The organism is Pseudomonas sp. MF7453 (assembly GCF_016405455.1).
GTDB classification, from domain to species: Bacteria; Pseudomonadota; Gammaproteobacteria; order Pseudomonadales; family Pseudomonadaceae; genus Aquipseudomonas; species Aquipseudomonas paralactis.
This window is the reverse complement of sequence record NZ_JAEKCN010000001.1, coordinates 645,099-665,351: the sequence shown is the minus strand read 5'-3', so window position 1 is coordinate 665,351 and position 20,253 is coordinate 645,099. Positions and strand designations below refer to the sequence as shown.

At 60.4% G+C, this 20,253-nt stretch carries 21 protein-coding genes; 16 read left to right on the top strand and 5 right to left on the bottom strand.

Annotated elements, in window-relative coordinates; translation table 11 throughout:
- The 10 genes from nuoE to nuoN all read left to right on the top strand — a co-directional run bounded on the left by nuoE (position 1) and on the right by nuoN (position 11,997).
- Positions 1–498 (top strand): NADH-quinone oxidoreductase subunit NuoE, encoded by a 498-nt coding sequence (nuoE, locus tag JFT63_RS03135; protein WP_003232080.1) that lies wholly within the window; start codon positions 1–3, stop codon positions 496–498.
- Positions 495–1,850, top strand: coding sequence for an NADH-quinone oxidoreductase subunit NuoF (gene nuoF / locus JFT63_RS03130; RefSeq protein ID WP_032896666.1), 1,356 nt, complete (start codon positions 495–497; stop codon positions 1,848–1,850). The genes nuoE and nuoF overlap by 4 nt, the downstream gene beginning before the upstream one ends.
- Positions 1,851–1,985: 135 nt before the next feature.
- On the top strand, positions 1,986–4,700 hold the full coding sequence (gene nuoG / locus JFT63_RS03125) for an NADH-quinone oxidoreductase subunit NuoG (RefSeq protein ID WP_186558582.1): 2,715 nt from the start codon (positions 1,986–1,988) through the stop codon (positions 4,698–4,700).
- Positions 4,697–5,704, top strand: coding sequence for an NADH-quinone oxidoreductase subunit NuoH (nuoH, locus tag JFT63_RS03120; protein WP_003174724.1), 1,008 nt, complete (start codon positions 4,697–4,699; stop codon positions 5,702–5,704). The genes nuoG and nuoH overlap by 4 nt, the downstream gene beginning before the upstream one ends.
- A gap of 11 nt (positions 5,705–5,715) precedes the next feature.
- Entirely contained in the window at positions 5,716–6,264 is a 549-nt protein-coding gene (gene nuoI / locus JFT63_RS03115) for an NADH-quinone oxidoreductase subunit NuoI (protein ID WP_003174725.1), read from the top strand.
- A gap of 9 nt (positions 6,265–6,273) precedes the next feature.
- Positions 6,274–6,777 (top strand): NADH-quinone oxidoreductase subunit J, encoded by a 504-nt coding sequence (nuoJ, locus tag JFT63_RS03110; protein WP_003174726.1) that lies wholly within the window; start codon positions 6,274–6,276, stop codon positions 6,775–6,777.
- A gap of 2 nt (positions 6,778–6,779) precedes the next feature.
- Entirely contained in the window at positions 6,780–7,088 is a 309-nt protein-coding gene (gene nuoK / locus JFT63_RS03105) for an NADH-quinone oxidoreductase subunit NuoK (protein ID WP_003174727.1), read from the top strand.
- Positions 7,085–8,938, top strand: coding sequence for an NADH-quinone oxidoreductase subunit L (nuoL, locus tag JFT63_RS03100; protein WP_014718912.1), 1,854 nt, complete (start codon positions 7,085–7,087; stop codon positions 8,936–8,938). The genes nuoK and nuoL overlap by 4 nt, the downstream gene beginning before the upstream one ends.
- A gap of 55 nt (positions 8,939–8,993) precedes the next feature.
- Positions 8,994–10,526 (top strand): NADH-quinone oxidoreductase subunit M, encoded by a 1,533-nt coding sequence (nuoM, locus tag JFT63_RS03095; protein WP_014718913.1) that lies wholly within the window; start codon positions 8,994–8,996, stop codon positions 10,524–10,526.
- Positions 10,527–10,533: 7 nt separating this feature from the next.
- Positions 10,534–11,997, top strand: coding sequence for an NADH-quinone oxidoreductase subunit NuoN (gene nuoN / locus JFT63_RS03090; protein ID WP_102666255.1), 1,464 nt, complete (start codon positions 10,534–10,536; stop codon positions 11,995–11,997).
- Positions 11,998–12,345: 348 nt separating this feature from the next.
- Here nuoN and JFT63_RS03085 read toward each other — a convergent pair whose 3' ends face one another.
- Both JFT63_RS03085 and JFT63_RS03080 read right to left on the bottom strand, forming a co-directional pair.
- Positions 12,346–13,098: an outer membrane beta-barrel protein gene (locus tag JFT63_RS03085; RefSeq protein WP_186558580.1), complete on the bottom strand. Its 753-nt coding sequence runs from the start codon at positions 13,096–13,098 to the stop codon at positions 12,346–12,348.
- 125 nt (positions 13,099–13,223) lie between these two features.
- Positions 13,224–14,057, bottom strand: coding sequence for an arylamine N-acetyltransferase family protein (locus tag JFT63_RS03080; protein WP_198843436.1), 834 nt, complete (start codon positions 14,055–14,057; stop codon positions 13,224–13,226).
- 120 nt (positions 14,058–14,177) lie between these two features.
- On the opposite strand from JFT63_RS03080, the gene JFT63_RS03075 reads away from it, so the two are divergent.
- The 4 genes from JFT63_RS03075 (at position 14,178) to arsH (ending at position 16,387) form a co-directional block, all read left to right on the top strand.
- Positions 14,178–14,414, top strand: coding sequence for a DUF6555 family protein (locus JFT63_RS03075; RefSeq protein WP_186558577.1), 237 nt, complete (start codon positions 14,178–14,180; stop codon positions 14,412–14,414).
- A gap of 316 nt (positions 14,415–14,730) precedes the next feature.
- On the top strand, positions 14,731–15,087 hold the full coding sequence (locus JFT63_RS03070) for a metalloregulator ArsR/SmtB family transcription factor (RefSeq protein ID WP_057703098.1): 357 nt from the start codon (positions 14,731–14,733) through the stop codon (positions 15,085–15,087).
- 87 nt (positions 15,088–15,174) lie between these two features.
- Positions 15,175–15,645: an arsenate reductase ArsC gene (locus JFT63_RS03065; RefSeq protein WP_198843435.1), complete on the top strand. Its 471-nt coding sequence runs from the start codon at positions 15,175–15,177 to the stop codon at positions 15,643–15,645.
- A 28-nt stretch (positions 15,646–15,673) separates the two neighbouring features.
- Positions 15,674–16,387, top strand: coding sequence for an arsenical resistance protein ArsH (arsH, locus tag JFT63_RS03060; protein ID WP_198843434.1), 714 nt, complete (start codon positions 15,674–15,676; stop codon positions 16,385–16,387).
- Between the two features lie 91 nt (positions 16,388–16,478).
- Here the strand turns inward: arsH and JFT63_RS03055 are convergent, their stop codons facing one another.
- Together JFT63_RS03055 and JFT63_RS03050 are read right to left on the bottom strand one after the other, a co-directional pair.
- On the bottom strand, positions 16,479–16,673 hold the full coding sequence (locus tag JFT63_RS03055) for a DUF6021 family protein (RefSeq protein WP_005789138.1): 195 nt from the start codon (positions 16,671–16,673) through the stop codon (positions 16,479–16,481).
- Between the two features lie 12 nt (positions 16,674–16,685).
- Positions 16,686–16,865 carry a hypothetical protein gene (locus JFT63_RS03050; RefSeq protein WP_014718919.1) on the bottom strand — a complete coding sequence of 60 codons (180 nt, stop codon included), beginning with the start codon at positions 16,863–16,865 and terminating at the stop codon, positions 16,686–16,688.
- A gap of 114 nt (positions 16,866–16,979) precedes the next feature.
- Here JFT63_RS03050 and JFT63_RS03045 point away from each other — a divergent pair, with 114 nt between their 5' ends.
- A complete protein-coding gene (locus JFT63_RS03045) occupies positions 16,980–17,501 on the top strand; it encodes a DUF3087 family protein (protein ID WP_198843486.1) in 522 nt (173 codons plus the stop codon).
- Positions 17,502–17,532: 31 nt separating this feature from the next.
- Here the strand turns inward: JFT63_RS03045 and JFT63_RS03040 are convergent, their stop codons facing one another.
- Positions 17,533–18,393 (bottom strand): Dyp-type peroxidase, encoded by an 861-nt coding sequence (locus tag JFT63_RS03040; protein WP_198843433.1) that lies wholly within the window; start codon positions 18,391–18,393, stop codon positions 17,533–17,535.
- A 138-nt stretch (positions 18,394–18,531) separates the two neighbouring features.
- Between JFT63_RS03040 and JFT63_RS03035 the strand changes: the two genes are divergently transcribed.
- On the top strand, positions 18,532–20,148 hold the full coding sequence (locus tag JFT63_RS03035; RefSeq protein WP_057703091.1) for an NADP-dependent glyceraldehyde-3-phosphate dehydrogenase: 1,617 nt from the start codon (positions 18,532–18,534) through the stop codon (positions 20,146–20,148).
- The last annotated feature ends 105 nt before the right edge of the window (positions 20,149–20,253 follow it).

The following is a 20,253-nucleotide window of genomic DNA, read 5'->3' as shown; positions in this document are numbered from 1 at the left end:
ATGAACAGCACGCTTATCCAGACAGACCGTTTCACCTTGAGTGAAACCGAGCGCTCGGCCATCGAGCACGAGCTGCATCACTACGAAGACCCGCGCGCGGCGTCGATCGAAGCCTTGAAGATCGTCCAGAAGGAACGTGGCTGGGTGCCCGACGGCGCCCTCTACGCCATTGGCGAGATCCTTGGCATCCCCGCCAGCGACGTTGAAGGCGTAGCGACGTTCTACAGCCAGATCTTCCGCCAGCCGGTGGGCCGTCACATCATTCGCGTGTGCGACAGCATGGTCTGCTACATCGGTGGCCATGAGTCCGTGGTCAGCGAAATCCAGGCCAAGCTGGGCATCGGCCTCGGCCAGACCACCGCCGACGGCCGCTTCACGCTGCTGCCGGTGTGCTGCCTGGGCAACTGCGACAAGGCGCCGGCGTTGATGATCGACGACGACACATTCGGTGACGTACAGCCTGCTGGCGTGACCCAATTGCTCGAGGGCTACCCATGACCCTGACCTCTTTCGGCCCGGCCAACCTGATCAAGCGTTCGGCCGAGACCCACCCGCTGACCTGGCGCTTGCGTGACGACGGCGAGCCGGTATGGCTCGACGAATACCAGGCCAAGAACGGCTACGCCGCTGCGCGCAAAGCTTTCGCCGACATGGCCCAGGACGATATCGTCCAGACCGTGAAAGACGCCGGTCTCAAGGGCCGCGGCGGCGCAGGCTTCCCCACCGGCGTGAAGTGGGGCCTGATGCCCAAGGACGAATCCATCAACATCCGCTACCTGCTGTGCAACGCGGATGAGATGGAGCCCAACACCTGGAAAGACCGCATGTTGATGGAGCAACTGCCCCATCTGCTGATCGAAGGCATGTTGATCAGTGCCCGTGCGCTCAAGACCTACCGTGGCTACATCTTCCTGCGTGGCGAGTACACCACCGCCGCCAAGCACCTGAACCGTGCCGTGGAAGAAGCCAAGGCCGCAGGCCTGCTGGGCAAGAACATCCTCGGCTCCGGTTTCGACTTCGAACTGTTCGTGCACACCGGCGCCGGGCGTTATATCTGCGGTGAAGAAACCGCACTGATCAACTCCCTCGAAGGCCGCCGCGCCAACCCGCGTTCCAAGCCGCCCTTCCCCGCCGCCGTGGGCGTGTGGGGCAAGCCGACGTGTGTGAACAACGTCGAGACCCTGTGCAACGTGCCGGCGATCATCGCCGACGGCGTGGACTGGTACAAATCCCTGGCCCGCGAAGGCAGCGAAGACATGGGCACCAAGCTCATGGGTTTCTCCGGCAAGGTCAAGAACCCTGGCCTGTGGGAACTGCCATTCGGCGTGACCGCACGCGAGCTGTTCGAGGACTACGCCGGCGGTATGCGCGACGGCTACACCTTGAAAGCCTGGCAGCCAGGCGGTGCCGGCACCGGCTTCCTGCTCCCCGAGCACCTGGATGCACAAATGTATGCCGGCGGTATCGGCAAGGTGGGCACCCGGATGGGTACCGGCCTGGCGATGGCGGTCGACAACACCGTGAACATGGTCTCGTTGCTGCGCAACATGGAGCAGTTCTTTGCCCGTGAATCCTGCGGCTTCTGCACCCCATGCCGCGACGGCCTGCCGTGGAGCGTCAAGCTGCTGATGGCCCTGGAAAATGGCGAAGGCCGCGAGGGCGACATCGAAACCCTGCTGGGCCTGGTCGGTTTCCTCGGCCCAGGCAAGACCTTCTGTGCTCACGCACCGGGCGCCGTGGAGCCATTGGGCAGCGCAATCAAATACTTCCGCTCGGAGTTCGAAGCCGGCATCGCGCCCACCAGCGCCGCCGTCCCGCCTCTGGCAAAGCCGATCGTAGTCGGCGCGTAACGCTTTAAAAGGCGAAGGGTCCGTGCCCTTCGCTTTCTCATGGACTGACGCCGTAAAGGCTGTGTTGATGCCCATGAATAACAAGATTCCATTAGCCACGCCCGCTGACAACGGGCCAACGAAGAACTTTGAACCATGGCCACTATCCACGTAGACGGCAAAGCGCTCGAAGTCGATGGGGCGGACAACCTGTTACAGGCGTGTCTGTCACTCGGCCTCGACATCCCGTATTTCTGCTGGCACCCCGCGCTTGGTAGCGTCGGTGCCTGTCGCCAGTGTGCGGTCAAGCAATACACCGACGAGAACGACACCCGTGGTCGTATCGTCATGTCTTGCATGACCCCAGCCACCGACAACACCTGGATCTCCATCGACGATGAAGAATCCAAGGCGTTCCGCGCCAGCGTTGTCGAATGGCTGATGACCAACCACCCCCACGACTGCCCGGTCTGTGAGGAAGGCGGTCACTGCCACCTGCAAGACATGACGGTGATGACCGGCCACAACGAGCGCCGTTATCGCTTCACCAAGCGTACCCACCAGAACCAGGACCTCGGCCCGTTCATTTCCCACGAAATGAACCGCTGCATCGCCTGCTACCGGTGCGTGCGCTTCTATAAAGACTACGCCGGCGGCACCGACCTGGGCGTCTTTGGCGCCCACGACAACGTGTACTTCGGTCGCGTTGAAGACGGCGTGCTTGAAAGCGAGTTCTCCGGCAACCTCACCGAGGTCTGCCCGACCGGTGTGTTCACCGACAAGACCCACTCCGAGCGCTACAACCGTAAGTGGGACATGCAATTCGCGCCGAGCATCTGCCATGGCTGCTCCAGCGGTTGCAACATCTCCCCGGGCGAGCGCTACGGCGAACTGCGTCGTATCGAAAACCGCTTCAACGGTTCGGTCAACCAGTACTTCCTGTGCGACCGTGGCCGTTTCGGCTATGGCTACGTCAACCGCGAAGACCGCCCACGCCAGCCGCTGCTGGCCGATGGCGCCAAGCTGAGCCTGGACGCCGCGCTGGATAAAGCCGCCGACCTGCTGCGTGGCCGCACTATCGTCGGTATTGGTTCGCCACGCGCCAGCCTGGAAAGCAACTTCGCGTTGCGCGAGCTGGTAGGTGCCGAGCACTTCTACTGCGGTATCGAAGCCGGCGAGCTGGAGCGCATCCGCCTGGTCCTGCAAGTGCTGAACGACAGCCCGCTGCCGGTTCCGAACATGCGCGACATCGAAGACCACGATGCGATCTTCGTACTCGGTGAAGACCTGACCCAGACCGCTGCACGCATCGCGCTGTCGCTGCGTCAGTCGGTCAAAGGCAAGGCCGAAGAAATGGCCGACGCCATGCGCGTACAACCTTGGCTCGACGCCGCCGTGAAGAACATCGGCCAGCACGCGCTGAACCCGCTGTTTATCGCCTCCCTGGCTGAAACCAAGCTCGACGACATCGCTGAAGAATGCGTACACGCCGCGCCGGACGACCTGGCCCGCCTCGGTTTCGCCGTGGCCCACGCCCTCGACGCCAGCGCACCCGCCGTTGAAGGCCTGGACGCTGAAGCTGTCGAGTTGGCCCAGCGCATTGCCGACGCCCTGCTGGCGGCCAAGCGCCCGTTGATCATTGCCGGTACCTCGTTGGGTTCCAAGGCGCTGATCGAAGCTGCCGCCAACATCGCCAAGGCCCTTAAGCTGCGCGACAAGAACGGCTCCATCAGCCTGGTGGTGCCGGAAGCCAACAGCCTGGGCCTGGCCATGCTCGGTGGCGAGTCCGTGGACGCGGCGCTGCAAGCCGTGACCGACGGCCGTGCCGACGCCATCGTGGTACTGGAAAACGACCTGTACACCCGCACCGCTGCAGCCAAGGTTGACGCTGCACTGGACGCGGCCAAAGTGCTGATCGTGGCCGACCACCAGAAGACCGCCACCAGCGACCGCGCCGATCTGGTGCTGCCAGCCGCCACCTTCGCCGAAGGCGACGGTACCCTGGTCAGCCAGGAAGGCCGCGCCCAGCGCTTCTTCCAGGTGTTCGATCCGAAGTACATGGACGCCAGCATCCTGGTGCACGAAGGCTGGCGCTGGCTGCATGCCCTGCGCGCGACCCTGCTGAACCAGCCGATCGACTGGACCCAGCTCGACCACGTCACCGCGGCCACCGCCGCCAGCGCGCCGCAGCTTGCTCGTATTGTCGATGCCGCGCCGTCTGCCGCGTTCCGCATCAAGGGCCTGAAACTGGCGCGTGAACCGCTGCGCTATTCCGGTCGTACCGCCATGCGCGCCGACATCAGCGTGCATGAACCGCGTACCCCGCAAGACAACGACACCGCGTTTGCCTTCTCCATGGAAGGTTATTCGGGTTCGGCCGAACCGCGTCAGCAGGTGCCATTTGCCTGGTCGCCGGGCTGGAACTCGCCGCAAGCCTGGAACAAGTTCCAGGACGAAGTCGGTGGTCACATCCGCGCTGGCGATCCGGGCACCCGCCTGATCGAAACCAGCGGTGACTCGCTGAACTGGTTCGCTGCGGTACCGCGTCCGTTCAACCCGGCGCCGGGCACCTGGCAGGTTGTGCCGCTCTTCCACCTGTTCGGCAGCGAAGAAACCTCTTCCAAGGCCGCGCCGGTTCAAGAGCGTATTCCTGCCGCTTACGTGTCCGTCGCCAAGTCCGAAGCCGACCGCCTGGGCGTCAACGACGGTGCCCTGCTCAGCCTCAACGTCGCCGGCCAGACCTTGCGTCTGCCGCTGCGTATCAATGACGAGCTGGGTGCCGGCCTGGTTGCACTGCCTAAAGGCATCGCCGGTATTCCGCCTGCCATTTTCGGCAAAACCGTTGACGGTCTGCAGGAGGCAGCGCAATGACTTGGTTCACGCCGGAAGTAATTGACGTGATCATCTCGGTGGTCAAGGCCATCGTGATCCTGTTGGCCGTGGTCGTCGCGGGCGCCCTGCTCAGCTTCGTCGAACGTCGCCTGCTGGGCTGGTGGCAGGACCGTTACGGTCCGAACCGCGTTGGCCCGTTCGGCATGTTCCAGATCGCTGCCGACATGCTGAAAATGTTCTTCAAGGAAGACTGGACCCCGCCGTTTGCCGATAAGGTGATCTTCACCCTGGCACCGGTGGTAGCCATGAGCGCCTTGCTGATCGCCTTCGCGATCATCCCGATCACCCCGACCTGGGGCGTGGCGGACCTGAACATCGGCTTACTGTTCTTCTTCGCCATGGCCGGTTTGTCGGTATACGCGGTGCTGTTCGCCGGTTGGTCGAGCAACAACAAGTTCGCCCTGCTGGGCAGCTTGCGTGCCTCGGCGCAAACCGTATCCTATGAAGTGTTCATGGGGTTGGCACTGATGGGCATCGTGGTGCAGGTTGGCTCGTTCAACATGCGCGACATCGTCGAGTACCAGGCGCAGAACCTGTGGTTCATCATTCCGCAGTTCTTTGGCTTCTGCACCTTCTTCATCGCTGGCGTGGCCGTGACTCACCGTCACCCGTTCGACCAGCCGGAAGCGGAACAGGAACTGGCCGACGGTTACCACATTGAATATGCCGGTATGAAGTGGGGCATGTTCTTCGTGGGTGAGTACATCGGCATCATCTTGATCTCGGCCCTGCTGGTCACGCTGTTCTTCGGCGGCTGGCACGGTCCGTTTGGCATTCTGCCGCAGTTGGCCTTCTTCTGGTTTTTCCTGAAGACCGCGTTCTTCATCATGCTGTTCATCCTGCTGCGCGCCTCGATTCCGCGCCCACGCTATGACCAGGTGATGGATTTCAGCTGGAGATTCTGCCTGCCGCTGACCCTGATCAATTTGCTGGTGACGGCTGCCGTCGTGTTGTTGAACACGCCAGCTGCCGCGGTTCAGTGAGGATTTGACCCATGTTCAAATATATTGGCGACATCGTTAAGGGTACCGGTACCCAGTTGCGAAGCCTGGTGATGGTGTTCGGTCACGGCTTTCGCAAACGCGACACCCTGCAATACCCCGAAGAAGCGGTGTACCTGCCGCCGCGCTATCGCGGCCGCATCGTACTGACCCGCGACCCCGATGGCGAAGAGCGTTGCGTAGCCTGCAACCTGTGCGCCGTGGCGTGCCCGGTGGGTTGCATTTCCCTGCAGAAAGCTGAAACCGAAGACGGTCGCTGGTACCCGGACTTCTTCCGCATCAACTTCTCGCGCTGCATTTTCTGCGGCCTCTGCGAGGAAGCTTGCCCGACCACCGCGATCCAGCTCACACCGGATTTCGAGATGGCCGAGTTCAAACGTCAGGACCTGGTGTACGAGAAAGAAGATCTTTTGATCTCTGGTCCCGGTAAAAACCCTGATTACAACTTCTATCGTGTTGCAGGTATGGCCGTTGCCGGTAAGCCAAAAGGCGCCGCACAAAACGAAGCCGAGCCGATCAACGTGAAGAGCTTGCTGCCTTAAGGAAGAAAGATGGAATTCGCTTTCTATTTCGCATCGGGTATTGCAGTGGTGTCCACGCTTCGCGTGATCACCAACACTAACCCCGTGCACGCCCTGCTCTACCTGATCATTTCGCTGATCGCCGTGGCCATGACCTTTTTCAGCCTCGGCGCACCGTTCGCCGGTGTGCTGGAAGTGATCGCCTACGCTGGCGCCATCATGGTGCTGTTCGTGTTTGTGGTGATGATGCTCAACCTGGGGCCGGCTTCGGTCGCCCAGGAGCGCGTCTGGCTCAAGCCCGGCATCTGGCTCGGCCCGGTTGTCCTCGCAGCGCTGCTGCTGGGTGAACTGCTGTATGTGCTGTTCGCTCACCAGAGCGGCCAGGCCATCGGCCACACCACCGTAGACGCGAAAGCCGTGGGCATCAGCCTGTTCGGCCCGTACCTGCTGGTGGTCGAACTGGCTTCGATGCTGCTGCTCGCCGCAGCCATCACTGCCTTCCACTTGGGCCGCAACGAAGCCAAGGAGCAATGACGATGCCTGCTATCCCTTTGGAGCATGGTCTGGCGGTCGCCGGCATCCTGTTCTGCCTCGGCCTGGTCGGCCTGATGGTTCGCCGTAACATTCTGTTCGTGTTGATGAGCCTGGAAATCATGATGAACGCCGCAGCACTGGCGTTCATCGTGGCAGGCGCACGTTGGGGCCAGCCGGATGGACAAGTCATGTTCATCCTGGTGATCAGCCTGGCAGCCGCCGAAGCCAGTATTGGCCTGGCGATCCTGCTGCAGCTGTATCGTCGCTTCCACACGCTTGATATCGACGCTGCCAGTGAGATGCGCGGATGAACATGATCTTTCTGACTTTCGTATTCCCCCTGATTGGTTTCCTGCTGCTGTCGTTCTCTCGCGGACGCTGGTCGGAAAACCTCTCGGCCCTGATCGGCGTGGGCTCCATCGGCCTGTCGGCCATCGTGGCCGCCTATGTCATCTGGCAATTCAACGTGGCGCCGCCAGAAGGCGGTCACTACACCCTGGTGCTGTGGCAGTGGATGGCGGTCGAGGGCTTCAAGCCCAACTTCGCCCTCTACATCGACGGCCTGTCGATCACCATGCTCGGCGTGGTGGTGGGTGTGGGTTTCCTGATCCACCTGTTCGCGTCTTGGTACATGCGCGGTGAAGCGGGCTACTCGCGTTTCTTCTCGTACACCAACCTGTTTATCGCCAGCATGTTGTTCCTGGTGCTGGGCGATAACCTGTTGTTCCTGTACTTCGGCTGGGAAGGCGTGGGCCTGTGCTCGTACCTGTTGATCGGTTTCTACTACAGCAACCGCAACAACGGTAACGCAGCACTCAAGGCGTTTATCGTCACCCGCATCGGCGACGTGTTCATGGCCATCGGCCTGTTCATCCTGTTCCAACAGGTGGGCACGCTGAACATCCAGGAACTGCTGGTGCTGGCACCGCAGAAATTCCAGGTCGGCGACTTCTGGATCACCCTGGCGACTCTGATGCTGCTGGGCGGCGCCGTGGGTAAATCCGCGCAACTGCCGCTGCAAACCTGGCTGGCGGATGCGATGGCCGGCCCTACCCCGGTTTCGGCACTGATCCACGCCGCCACCATGGTGACCGCCGGTGTCTACCTGATCGCCCGTACCCACGGCCTGTTCACCCTGGCGCCGGACATCCTGCACCTGGTGGGCATCGTGGGCGGCGTGACCCTGGTACTGGCCGGCTTCGCCGCGCTGGTGCAGACCGACATCAAACGTATCCTCGCCTACTCGACCATGAGCCAGATCGGCTACATGTTCCTGGCCCTGGGCGTTGGCGCCTGGGACGCGGCGATCTTCCACCTGATGACCCACGCGTTCTTCAAGGCCCTGCTGTTCCTCGCTTCCGGTGCGGTGATCGTTGCCTGCCACCACGAACAGAACATCTTCAAGATGGGCGGCCTGTGGAAGAAACTGCCACTGGCCTACGCCAGCTTCATCGTCGGTGGTGCCGCCCTGGCCGCCCTGCCACTGGTGACCGCCGGTTTCTACTCGAAAGACGAAATCCTCTGGGAAGCCTTTGCCAGCGGTAACCAGAACCTGCTGTACGCAGGTCTGGTGGGTGCGTTCATGACCTCGCTGTACACCTTCCGCCTGATCTTCATCACTTTCCACGGTGAAGCCAAGACCGAAGCGCACGCAGGCCACGGCATCTCCCACTGGTTGCCACTGTCGGTGCTGATCATCCTGTCGACCTTTGTCGGTGCGATGATCACCCCGCCACTGCACGGTGTATTGCCACAAAGCGTCGGCCATGCCGGCGGCGAAGCCCAGCACAGCCTGGAAATCGCCTCGGGCGCCATTGCCATCGCCGGTATCCTGTTGGCGGCCCTGCTGTTCCTCGGCAAGCGTCGCTTCGTGACTGCCGTGGCCAACAGTGGCATTGGTCGCTTCCTGTCGGCCTGGTGGTTCGCTGCCTGGGGCTTCGATTGGATCTACGACAAACTGTTCGTCAAACCTTACCTTGCGATCAGCCACGTGCTGCGCAAAGACCCGCTCGACCAGACCATCGGTTTGATCCCGCGTGCCGCCAAGGCCGGTCACACCGCCCTGAGCCGCAGCGAGACCGGCCAATTGCGTTGGTATGCAGCGTCCATGGCAGCCGGTGCCGTGCTGGTGATCGGCGCCATCGTCGTGGTAGCGGTCTGACTATGTTTAAGTGCATTGCGTACTTTGCAAACTTGCGAAAGGAAACGAGCCCGTCATGATTCTGCCCTGGCTAATCCTGATCCCCTTTATCGGCGGCCTGCTCTGCTGGATGGGTGAACGCTTCGGCGCCACCCTCCCCCGCTGGATTGCGTTGCTGACCATGTCCCTGGAACTCGCGCTCGGCCTCTGGCTGTGGGCCCATGGTGATTATTCATTCGCGCCGGCACCGGGCGTCGATCCCACCTTCGCGCTTGAGTTCAAGCACGTGTGGATCCAGCGCTTCGGCATCAACGTGCACCTGGCCCTCGACGGCCTGTCGCTGTTGATGATCCTGCTGACCGGCCTGCTGGGTATCCTCTCGGTACTCTGCTCCTGGAAAGAGATCCAGCGTCACGTGGGCTTCTTCCACCTGAACCTGATGTGGATCCTGGGCGGTGTTGTCGGCGTGTTCCTGGCGCTGGACCTGTTCATGTTCTTCTTCTTCTGGGAAATGATGCTGGTGCCGATGTACTTCCTCATCGCGCTCTGGGGTCACAGTTCTTCGGACGGCAAGAAAACCCGGATCTACGCGGCGACCAAGTTCTTCATCTTCACCCAGGCCTCCGGCCTGATCATGTTGGTGGCGATCCTGGGTCTGGTACTGGTCAACTTCAACAACACCGGCGTGATTACCTTCAACTACGCCGACCTGTTGAAGACCAAGATGTCGCTGACCACCGAGTACGTGCTGATGCTGGGCTTCTTCATCGCCTTCGCGGTGAAGCTGCCGGTGGTGCCGTTCCACTCCTGGTTGCCTGACGCTCACGCCCAGGCGCCAACTGCCGGTTCCGTGGACCTGGCCGGTATCCTGCTGAAGACGGCGGCCTACGGCCTGCTGCGTTTCGCCCTGCCGCTGTTCCCGAATGCTTCGGCCGAGTTCGCGCCGATCGCCATGACCCTGGGTCTGATCGGGATCTTCTACGGTGCGTTCCTGGCCTTCGCGCAAACCGACATCAAGCGTCTGATTGCCTTCTCGTCCGTTTCCCACATGGGTTTCGTACTGATCGGTATCTACTCCGGCAGCCAACTGGCGCTGCAAGGCGCAGTGATCCAGATGTTGGCCCACGGTGTTTCTGCCGCTGCGCTGTTTATCCTGAGTGGCCAGCTGTACGAACGCCTGCACACCCGTGACATGCGTGAGATGGGTGGCGTGTGGTCGCGCATCGCATACCTGCCGGCGATCAGTCTGTTCTTCGCCGCCGCATCCCTCGGCTTGCCGGGTACCGGTAACTTCATCGGCGAGTTCCTGATCCTGATGGGTGCCTTTGTGCAGACGCCGTGGATCAGTGCCATTGCTACCTCCGGCCTGGTGTTCGGTTCGGTCTACTCGCTGATCATGATCCACCGCGCCTATTTCGGCCCGGCCAAGTCCGACACCGTCCTGCAAGGGATGGATGCGCGCGAACTGATCATGGTGCTCGGCCTTGCGGTGTTGCTGATCTTCATCGGCGTGTACCCGCAACCGTTCCTGGACACTTCTGCCGCAACGATGCATGGCGTGCAGCAGTGGTTCGGCACCGCCTTCTCTCAACTCGCTTCGGCCCGGTAAGAGCGCTATGGAATTCACGATCCAACACTTTATCGCGCTTGCGCCGCTGCTGATTACCAGCCTCACCATCGTGGTGGTGATGCTGGCAATCGCCTGGCGCCGCAATCACTCGCAAACGTTCCTGCTGTCCTGCGCCGGGTTGAACCTGGCCCTGCTGTCGATCATCCCGGCCCTCAAGGTCGCACCACTGGCGGTCACGCCATTGATGATGGTCGATGACTTCGCATTGCTGTATATCGCCCTGATCCTGGTGGCGACCCTGGCCTGCGTCACCCTCGCCCACGCTTACCTCGGCGAAGGCGGCACCGGCTACCCCGGCAACCGCGAAGAGCTGTACCTGCTGATCCTGCTGGCTGCGGCCGGCGGTATCGTGCTGGTCAGCGCGCAGCACCTGGCGGGCTTGTTCATCGGCCTGGAACTGCTGTCGATCCCGACCTACGGCCTGGTGGCCTATGCCTTCTTCAACAAGCGTTCCCTGGAAGCCGGCATCAAGTACATGGTGCTGTCGGCCGCCGGTTCCGCGTTCCTGTTGTTCGGTATGGCCCTGCTCTACGCCGAAGCCGGCAGCCTGAGCTTCACCGGTATCGGTCAGGCCCTGGCCACCACCAACAGCCCGGCGCCGATTGCCCAGCTGGGCCTGGCGATGATGCTGATCGGCCTGGCGTTCAAGCTGTCGCTGGTGCCGTTCCACCTGTGGACCCCGGACGTGTACGAAGGCGCCCCGGCGCCGGTGGCTGCGTTCCTGGCGACTGCGTCGAAAGTGGCCGTGTTTGCAGTGATGGTGCGTCTGTTCCAGATCTCCCCTGCCGCCAACACCGGCGTGCTGAGCAACGTGCTGACCGTGATCGCCATTGCGTCGATCCTGTTCGGTAACCTGCTGGCGCTGACCCAGAACAACCTCAAGCGTCTGCTGGGTTATTCGTCCATCGCCCACTTCGGCTACCTGCTGATCGCCCTGGTGGCGAGCAAAGGCCTGGCCGTGGAAGCCATCGGCGTGTACCTGGTCACCTACGTGATCACCAGCCTGGGTGCGTTCGGTGTCATCACCTTGATGTCGTCGCCTTACAAAGGCCGTGATGCCGACGCCCTGTACGAATACCGCGGCCTGTTCTGGCGCCGTCCGTACCTGACCGCCGTACTCACCGTGATGATGCTGTCCCTGGCCGGTATTCCGCTGACGGCGGGCTTTATCGGCAAGTTCTACATTGTCGCGACCGGTGTTGAAGCCCACGAATGGTGGCTGGTTGCCTCGTTGGTACTGGGCAGCGCCATCGGCGTGTTCTACTACCTGCGCGTGATGGTCACCCTGTACCTGATCGAGCCAAACCTGCGCCGTGTGGATGCCGAGCTGCACTGGGAACAGAAAGCCGGTGGCGTGATGCTGCTGGCCATCGCCCTGCTCGCGTTCTTCCTGGGCGTGTACCCGCAACCGTTGCTCACCCTGGTGCAGCACGCGGTGCTGGGCGTTTGATCGCTTAGATTGATGCAGTAAACAGAACGGCGCCTTTGGGCGCCGTTTTGCGTTTCAGGGGCAATGCATTAGAGATGCAGTGCAACCACTATCGCCTTCGCGGGCAAGCCCACTCCCACATTTGGAATGCGTTCCCTGTAGGAGCGAGCTTGCTCGCGAAAAACGTCGACGATAATGCGTGCTTCCTGAATAAACGCGGCGCCTGTGAGTTTTTCGCGAGCAAGCTCGCTCCTACATGCCCTCAATATACTGGCCCTCTTTGCCCATATTGTGGCTACAGATATAAAAACGCCTCGATTCACATCGAGGCGTTTGTGTTCAAACTTGCGGTTTGCCCGGGCGATAACCTTAGAACGCGATACCCACCTTGAAGCCATACTCATCACGCTTGAGCTTGGTGTTATCGGCCACATAGGAGTCGTCGTCGAGCTTGTACTCGGTGCGGGTGTAGTACAGGCCCGCCATCACTGGCAGGTCGCCCTTCTGGTTCATCAGCAGGCTGACTTCGGCATAAGGGTTGGTGCGGTCCTTGAGGTCCACGCTGTCGCTGCCAACGCCGTCAACCTTGAGTTTGGCGCGCCCATCAATGGTGCGGCGGGCGCCAGCTTCAACGCGCAGGGTCATGTCATCGAACTGGTGGTTGTAGCCCAGTGCAGCCTTGGCAAACGGCGACTTGTTGGTGAGCTTCATGTCGTAGCCATTGGTGTCCGGCTCATAGCGAGTCCAGGTGTAGCCACCGCCCACGATCACGTCGACGAAGTTGCGCGCATCCAGCGCGGCACGCCAGCCGAGGTCGAGGTCAGCCTGGCCTTCCTTGAGTTTGTTATCGCTCTTCTCGCCGTACTTGGCTTCGATACCGGCCTGGTAGATGAAGCCGGATTCGGCGGTGAGCTTGTTGCCGAAGTTATAGAACAGGCCCGCTTCGGGCATGTGGTCCTTGTCGCTTTCGCTGCCGCCTTCAAGTTTGAAGTCGTTGTAGCTGCCCATGATCCCGAACGTGGAAATCGGGTCGGTGGAGGGTGCAGCAAACACCACGCCAGGCGCAGCTACCAGGGCCAGCAACGAGGTGTTCTTGATGAATTTTCCGAATAGTTTGGACATCGTTTTACATCTCCATTTTAAGGTGGGCAAAGTATTCAGGAATCGGTTCGAACCCTGGCGTTTGCGAAAAGTTCGAACTGATTTGCACCAAAATGGAGAAAAAACGGTTCAGCGAAGGCTCTATCTCAATATTCTTCAGGATTCATGCGAATAAGGCGTTCGACGGCTTCGCGCAGTTGAGGCTGATCCGGCAGCCGAATGCCGAAGGTGTCGCGCAATAGCCCGAGCAGTTCATCGGCACTCTCAAGCGTGCGCTTTTCACTGGGTCGATCCAGGTAATGAAGCGCATAGCGGGCGTTGGCCAAAGTATGACGTTGACCGGGAGCCAGCAGCGCCGCTTTCAACTGCCCCACGAAGGGTGACCCCGGGTACGTTGAGACATACCAGTTGCCGATTTCGTAGTCGATATCGGCCTGCACTTGCAGGTCGAACACATACAAGCCGCGCCACTCCTCACCGACCTGGGCCCACAACGTGTAGCTGCCCTGATGGTGTGTCAGGCGAAAAGGCTCATGGGCCGTGGCCTGGGGCGCTTCTTTGTCCAGTTGCAACGGGCTGCTGGGGACCATGCCACCGAAGCCCACATCGGTGATATAGCGCACGCCATCAAGGGTCACCAGGCTCAGACGGTGAGTACGCCCGGTGTGGGCGTCCGGTGGCCCGCCAATCACCACACGACCGGTGATGCCGCGGGCGTCAAAACCCAGCGCCTGCAACAGCGCCAGGAACAGCTGATTCAACTCATAGCAATAGCCGCCGCGCCCCTGGTGCAACACCTTCTGCGCGACGCTTGGGAGGTCAATCGGCACCGGCATCTGCATCAGGGTCGACAGGCTTTCAAAGGCAAAGGTGCACACATGGCGCAGTTGCAAGTCCCGCAGGGTCTGCAAGGTCGGCGCCGGTGGCGAGGCATAGCCCAGGCGTTGCAGGTACAGGCGGCTATCCGTGGGTGTGAGCATGGCGCGATCCTCGGGCGCAGGGCAGGAGCGTCACTATGCCGCGCCTCTGCGTACGTTGTCATTTTGAATGAACCTTTTAGAACGCCGGCCTATCCATCTATAACAAGACAGGGAGGCAACATGAGTACCGCAAAAATCTACACCATCCACTATCAGCTACACGGTAAACCCAAGTCTTTCGTGGTGCGCGCCGAGGTGATGAACAACGCCGAAGCCTGGCACTGGGCGGCTGTTGATGCCGACATTGCGCATGTCAGCCGCGTCGGTCGCGTCGGTCACGAGCAAGTGAAAAAAACTACCCGGCCCTGGGCGGAAAAATACGGTATCAGCGACGTCAGCTGGAACCCGCCCAAATAAACAAAGCCCGGCTCAATGAGAGCTGGGCCTTAATGGTACAGAGTTGTTCTGATAGCCGTCACAAGGCTTCGTCTTGAAGGCTTTAAGCATCGAAAAGCGGCGATGTATGGCTGCATCGTTATGAATCGCATCATCCAAGCGCTGGCGGCTACGTCAGCGTTTTTTTTGCGCCAGTGCATTGGCAATGCAGCCCTAACCCATCGCTATGTGCCAGGCAATCAGGCTCGCAACATCCATTACATTCGCTTTACAGCATATACGGATAATCATATATTCGATTTTTCACATGCAAGAAAAGTGAGTATCGGGAAGCTTTATGAACGAGCCAATCACCCCCACCGTTTTGTTCAAAAGCCTGGCAGATGATACTAGAGCCAAAATAACGCTTCTTATCGCCCGCGAGGGCGAACTCTGTGTATGCGAACTGACCGCCGTTCTTGAGCAGAACCAACCAAAGATATCTCGACACCTCGCGTTGCTGAGGTCCTCTGGGTTACTGGCGGATCGCCGCCAAGGGCAATGGGTTTACTACCGACTCCACCCTGACCTTCCTGCCTGGGTCACCGAAATGCTTAAAGGTGTCGTAGATGCCAACCAGCAGTGGCTGTTGACAGAGACCAAGCGGCTCCGTGAGATGAATGATCGCCCAGTCAATCAGACCGTCTGCGGCTGATCCAACTATTGGACACGAGTCGCTCACATGCCAGCCACGCTGAGCGCCTTGGATTTGCACCTCAGCTTTTGATTCCAGGAGATCACGATGAAAGTCCTCTTCATGTGCACCCACAACAGCTGCCGGAGCATTTTGTCCGAAGCGGTGTTCAATCACCTTGCTCCTGAAGGAATGCAAGCAGTCAGTTCCGGAAGCTTCCCCAGTGGCCGGGTAAACACCCAGGCGATTCAAACGCTCCAAGCGGCCGGTATCACTACTGAAGGTCTTAGCAGTAAAGCGTCCGATGCCTTTGAAGGGTCGCCTCCAGACATCGTCATCACCGTCTGTGATCGTGCTGCCGGCGAAGCCTGTCCGATTTTCTTGGGCGCGGCGCTCAAAGCTCACTGGGGGCTGGCTGATCCATCCGAAGCCACGGGATCGCAGGCGCAGATCGACGCGGCATTCCAGCAAACCCTGAGCAAAATTCAGGAGCGGGTCAACGCGTTCATTTCGTTGCCTGTCGCTACATTGAACGAAGAAGACCTCAAAGCTGAGCTAACCCGCATCGGCACGTTGTAAGCCAAGCGTCACAGGGCCCGGAGTCACTATGAAAGACCTTTTTCCAAACATCGAAGCAGATCTCATCGACGTCCCAAGCATGGAACGGCTCAGTCCTCGTGAGCCGTCCACGCATAAACCGCGCATCCTTCTGATCTACGGGTCGACCCGCGAGCGTTCGTTCAGCCGGTTGGTTACCCAGGAAGCCGCGCGGTTACTGGAGCACTTCGGCGCACAAACGCAGATCTTCAACCCATCAGGATTACCGCTGCCGGATGATGCTCCAGATACCCATCCGAAAGTCGCTGAACTTCGCGAGCTAATGCAGTGGTCGGAAGGCCAGGTGTGGTGTTCTCCGGAGAGGCATGGATCAATGAGCGCCGTATTTAAAGCTCAGATCGACTGGGTGCCTTTGGCAATGGGCGCCGTACGTCCAACCCAGGGTAAAACCCTGGCGGTCATGCAGGTTTGCGGCGGTTCTCAGTCTTTCAACGTGGTGAATCAATTGCGCGTTCTGGGGCGCTGGATGCGCATGGTGACTATCCCCAATCAGTCTTCAGTTCCCAAGGCGTTCACCGAGTTTGGCGAAGATGGACGCATGAAGCCTTCGCCTTACTATGATCGGCTGGTCGACGTGATGGAAGAACTGATGAAGTTCACGCTGCTATTGCGTGACCGTCAGGACTACCTGGTAGACCGTTACTCGGAGCGCAAAGAGTCGGCTGAAGAACTGTCGAAACGAGTGAATCAGCGCTCCATCTAAGGGTCCCACGATGCGTTCACCATCGCGACAAATACCCCCTCAAAGAGGGGGCACTGGTGCGGTTAGAATCTAAAAAACCCCTGGCTATAGTTCACTTCTTCAAGTCGCCCAACGGATCGTACGGCGGCTTTTTCTCAGATGACTTTTTCTCATCCAGCGGCGCAATAGCCGGGCCTACCGGGTCAACCTGCGGGTCGGCCACATCGGGCGAATCCGGATCAAAACCCAGCTCATCCTTGCCACTGGCGTGCTCGTTGGAGTGGGGACCATCGGTACGTTTGTTCATCACATGCTCCTGCTAAAGCGGGCGCGCTTTGTCGTGGAGGTTTTCCAGGTCTTCTTCGACGCGCTCGACATCGTTGTCGGGGCCACGCTCTTTGGGATCGTTGGGACGCAGTGCATCGTTGTCGCGCTCCTCTTCACCCGGCGTGCGGTTAGGATCCGGTGTACCCGGCGGTGGCTGCTTGTGTTCAGACATGACGGCATACCTCATGGGGGCTTCACAGGTTTAGAGAAACCGTGCGCAGCCATCGTTCAACTTCATTGTTGCAAGCATGAGAAGATGAGTGCCCTTTCTGGAGACCTGACCCGGATGTTCGAGCTCAAACCCTGCGACCCCGTCACCTACCGTCAACAGACGCGCCGCAGCACGCTGATCGTGGCCGTGCTGTTTCTGGCCCTGGCCATGCTGCTGTCGAGCCTGGCGGTGATGCTGTTCGGCGAATCTGGCGGGGACAACTTTCGCTTCAATGTCGGTGGTGTATTTGCCGCCGTGTTGGTCGTGTTGGCGCTGGTGCGTGGCCCGTTCTGGTCCCAGCCCTGGCTGGCGCCGGCGGTGTATGGCTGGCAGCTCAAGCGCAGCCTGATGAGCGTGACCAACGTAATGCACAAGGTCACCGAGCGGGTACAAGCCAACGACCCCACCGCCATCAAGCTGTTGCGTTTCTATCACCTGGGGCTGACGCAGATGCATGAGCTGGACGCCAACTCCAGCGCCCAGGCGCAACTGGTTGGCGAGATCAACGCACACAAGGCGAAGATGCACGCGATGGGGATCGATACCGAACAAACCCGGCTCGATCCCGCGTGGCTGGAAACGCTCAAAAGCGCTTGAGGCGTGCCTCAGGAAGCAGGCAAAAAGGCGTTTAAAAAACCAGACTCAGGTCCAGGCGCCCTTCCCTCACCGGCGGGCACCAGTAATAGCCACCGGTCAGCGGCTTGCTGATGCGATACAGGCCATCGACGATCCCGTCCTCCAACCCGCTCATACGCCGAAGCTGGGCCTCAAACGCATCGAAGGAATGCCCGAAGGCGAGAAACATCAACCCCGCTTGGCCATTCTCGGCCCAGGGCATCGAACGACGTACCACAAAGGCTTCCGGGGTAAAGCTCTCCTGGGCCGTGCGTTTGGTATGGGCAGATTCCGGGGCGTCGTCGAGTTCTTCGTTGTCACCATGGCGACGGCCGATAATGTGATCACGCTCCTGGGCAGGCAATGCGGCGAAACCGTCGAGGTCGTGCTGCCATTGCTGGATCGCGGCAAAGCTGGCGCCGCTGTCGGTCAAAGCGGCTTCCACGGCGGCATCGTCGTGAGGGTTCTCTGTGCCGTCTTCGTAGTCGGTCAGGTCAAAACCGGTCTTGTAGCGGAAGCCTTCAATCGATTGCACCGGGCGAAACGCCGGGGCCAGGGCTTTTTCGACGGCCCGGCTGCGCAGCAGCAACTCACCGCGATCCACCCCATGCAGCCATACCCACAACGCCTGCTGGGTGGACGGGTTGTGCGCGCCAGGGGCGCTTACCGAGGGAAATGCGCGCAGCCCTTCAATCTCGGCGCCCAGTGCCTTTACCAGCGGCTCACCGAAACCGACCACCGACTGCGCATCCGTCAGTTGCACCAGCGCGTCCAATGCTGCGGGCACGGCTTGCAGGGAATCGAGGGCGAAAAACAGATGGCGGGCCTGCAAAGGCACCGGTGCGGCAAGAATGCCCGGCTGGTACTGACTCATGTGAACTCCTTCTGAAAAGCCGCGCAGTTTACCCGGCGCGCTCCGCACTGCGAACAACAATGCGCGTAAGCCTTGCCTTAGAGCCGTCAGTTGGGTGACTCTCTAGTCATGTTTTGCAACTATTCCAGGGGTAGCGACATGACCACCAGCAACCTGCTCGCCCAGCTGTTTCCCACTTCCGTCTCCCAGATTCCCGAGCAATTTCGCCTGGCGGCGCCCATTGAACAGCGCGACTACCTGGTCGATGGCCAGCTGCGGGTGTGGAACGGCCCGCTTGCACGCGTGCAAAGCCCGGTGCAGTTGGGCGATGAACGCGTGCATATCGGCAGCACGCCGCTGCTGGACGCCGAGACCGCCCTAACCGCGCTGGATGCGGCGGTGCGTGCTTATGACCGTGGCCAGGGTGAGTGGCCGACGATGCGCGTTGTTGAGCGCATCCAGCACGTCGAGGCGTTTTTGCGGCGTATGCGCGAACAGCGCGACGCGGTGGTGAAACTGCTCATGTGGGAAATCGGCAAGAACCTTAAGGACTCGCAGAAAGAATTCGACCGTACCTGCGACTACATCACCGACACCATCAACGCCCTCAAAGAGCTTGACCGCCGCAGCAGCCGCTTCGAACTGGAGCAGGACACCCTCGGGCAAATCCGTCGCGTGCCCCTGGGCGTGGCGCTGTGCATGGGGCCTTACAACTACCCCTTGAACGAGACCTTCACCACGCTGATCCCGGCGTTGATCATGGGCAATACCGTGGTGTTCAAGCCGGCCAAGCTCGGTGTGCTGTTGATCCGCCCGTTGCTGGAGGCGTTCCGCGACAGCTTCCCGGCCGGGGTGATCAACGTGATCTACGGCAGCGGCCGCGAAACCGTGAGCGCGCTGATGGCCAGCGGCAAGATCGATATCTTTGCATTTATCGGCACCAACAAGGCCGCCAGTGATTTGAAAAAACTGCACCCCAAGCCACACCGTTTGCGTGCTGCGCTGGGGCTGGATGCGAAGAACCCCGGGATCGTGCTGCCCGAGGTGGACCTGGATAACGCGGTGAGTGAAGCGGTCACCGGCTCACTGTCGTTCAACGGCCAGCGTTGCACTGCATTGAAGATCCTGTTTGTGCATGAGGATGTCGTCGATAGCTTTATCGAGAAATTCAACGCCAAACTCTCGACCCTCAAGCCCGGTATGCCCTGGGAAGACGGCGTGGCGCTGACGCCATTGCCGGAAGTGGGCAAAGTGGATTACCTCAACGAACTGGTGGCCGATGCCGCCCGGCACGGCGCCCAAGTGGTCAATAGCGAGGGCGGCAGCAGCCGTGGTTCGTTCTTCTACCCGGCGGTGCTGTACCCGGTGAACCCGCAGATGCGCGTCTACCATGAAGAACAATTCGGCCCGGTGGTGCCGATCGTGCCCTACCGTGACCTGGAGACCGTGATCGACTACGTGCTGGATTCTGATTTTGGCCAACAGTTGAGTATCTTCGGCACCGACCCCGTCGCCGTCGGGCGCCTGGTGGACACCTTTGCCAACCAGGTCGGTCGCATCAATATCAACGCCCAATGCCAGCGCGGGCCGGATACCTTCCCGTTCAACGGGCGCAAGAACTCGGCCGAAGGCACGCTGTCGGTGCATGATGCGTTGCGGGTGTTCTCGATCCGTACCCTGGTGGCGACCAAGTTCCAGGAGAGTAACAAGGCGTTGGTCAGCGATATCCTGCGCAACCGTGACTCGAGCTTCCTGACGACCGACTACATTTTCTGAAGCCAACCCCGTTCCAATGTGCAGACAGGTCAGTGTGGGAGCTGGCTTGCCTGCGATGCCGGCGCCTCGGTCTTTCAGTCAGGTCGCGGTGATGCTATCGCAGGC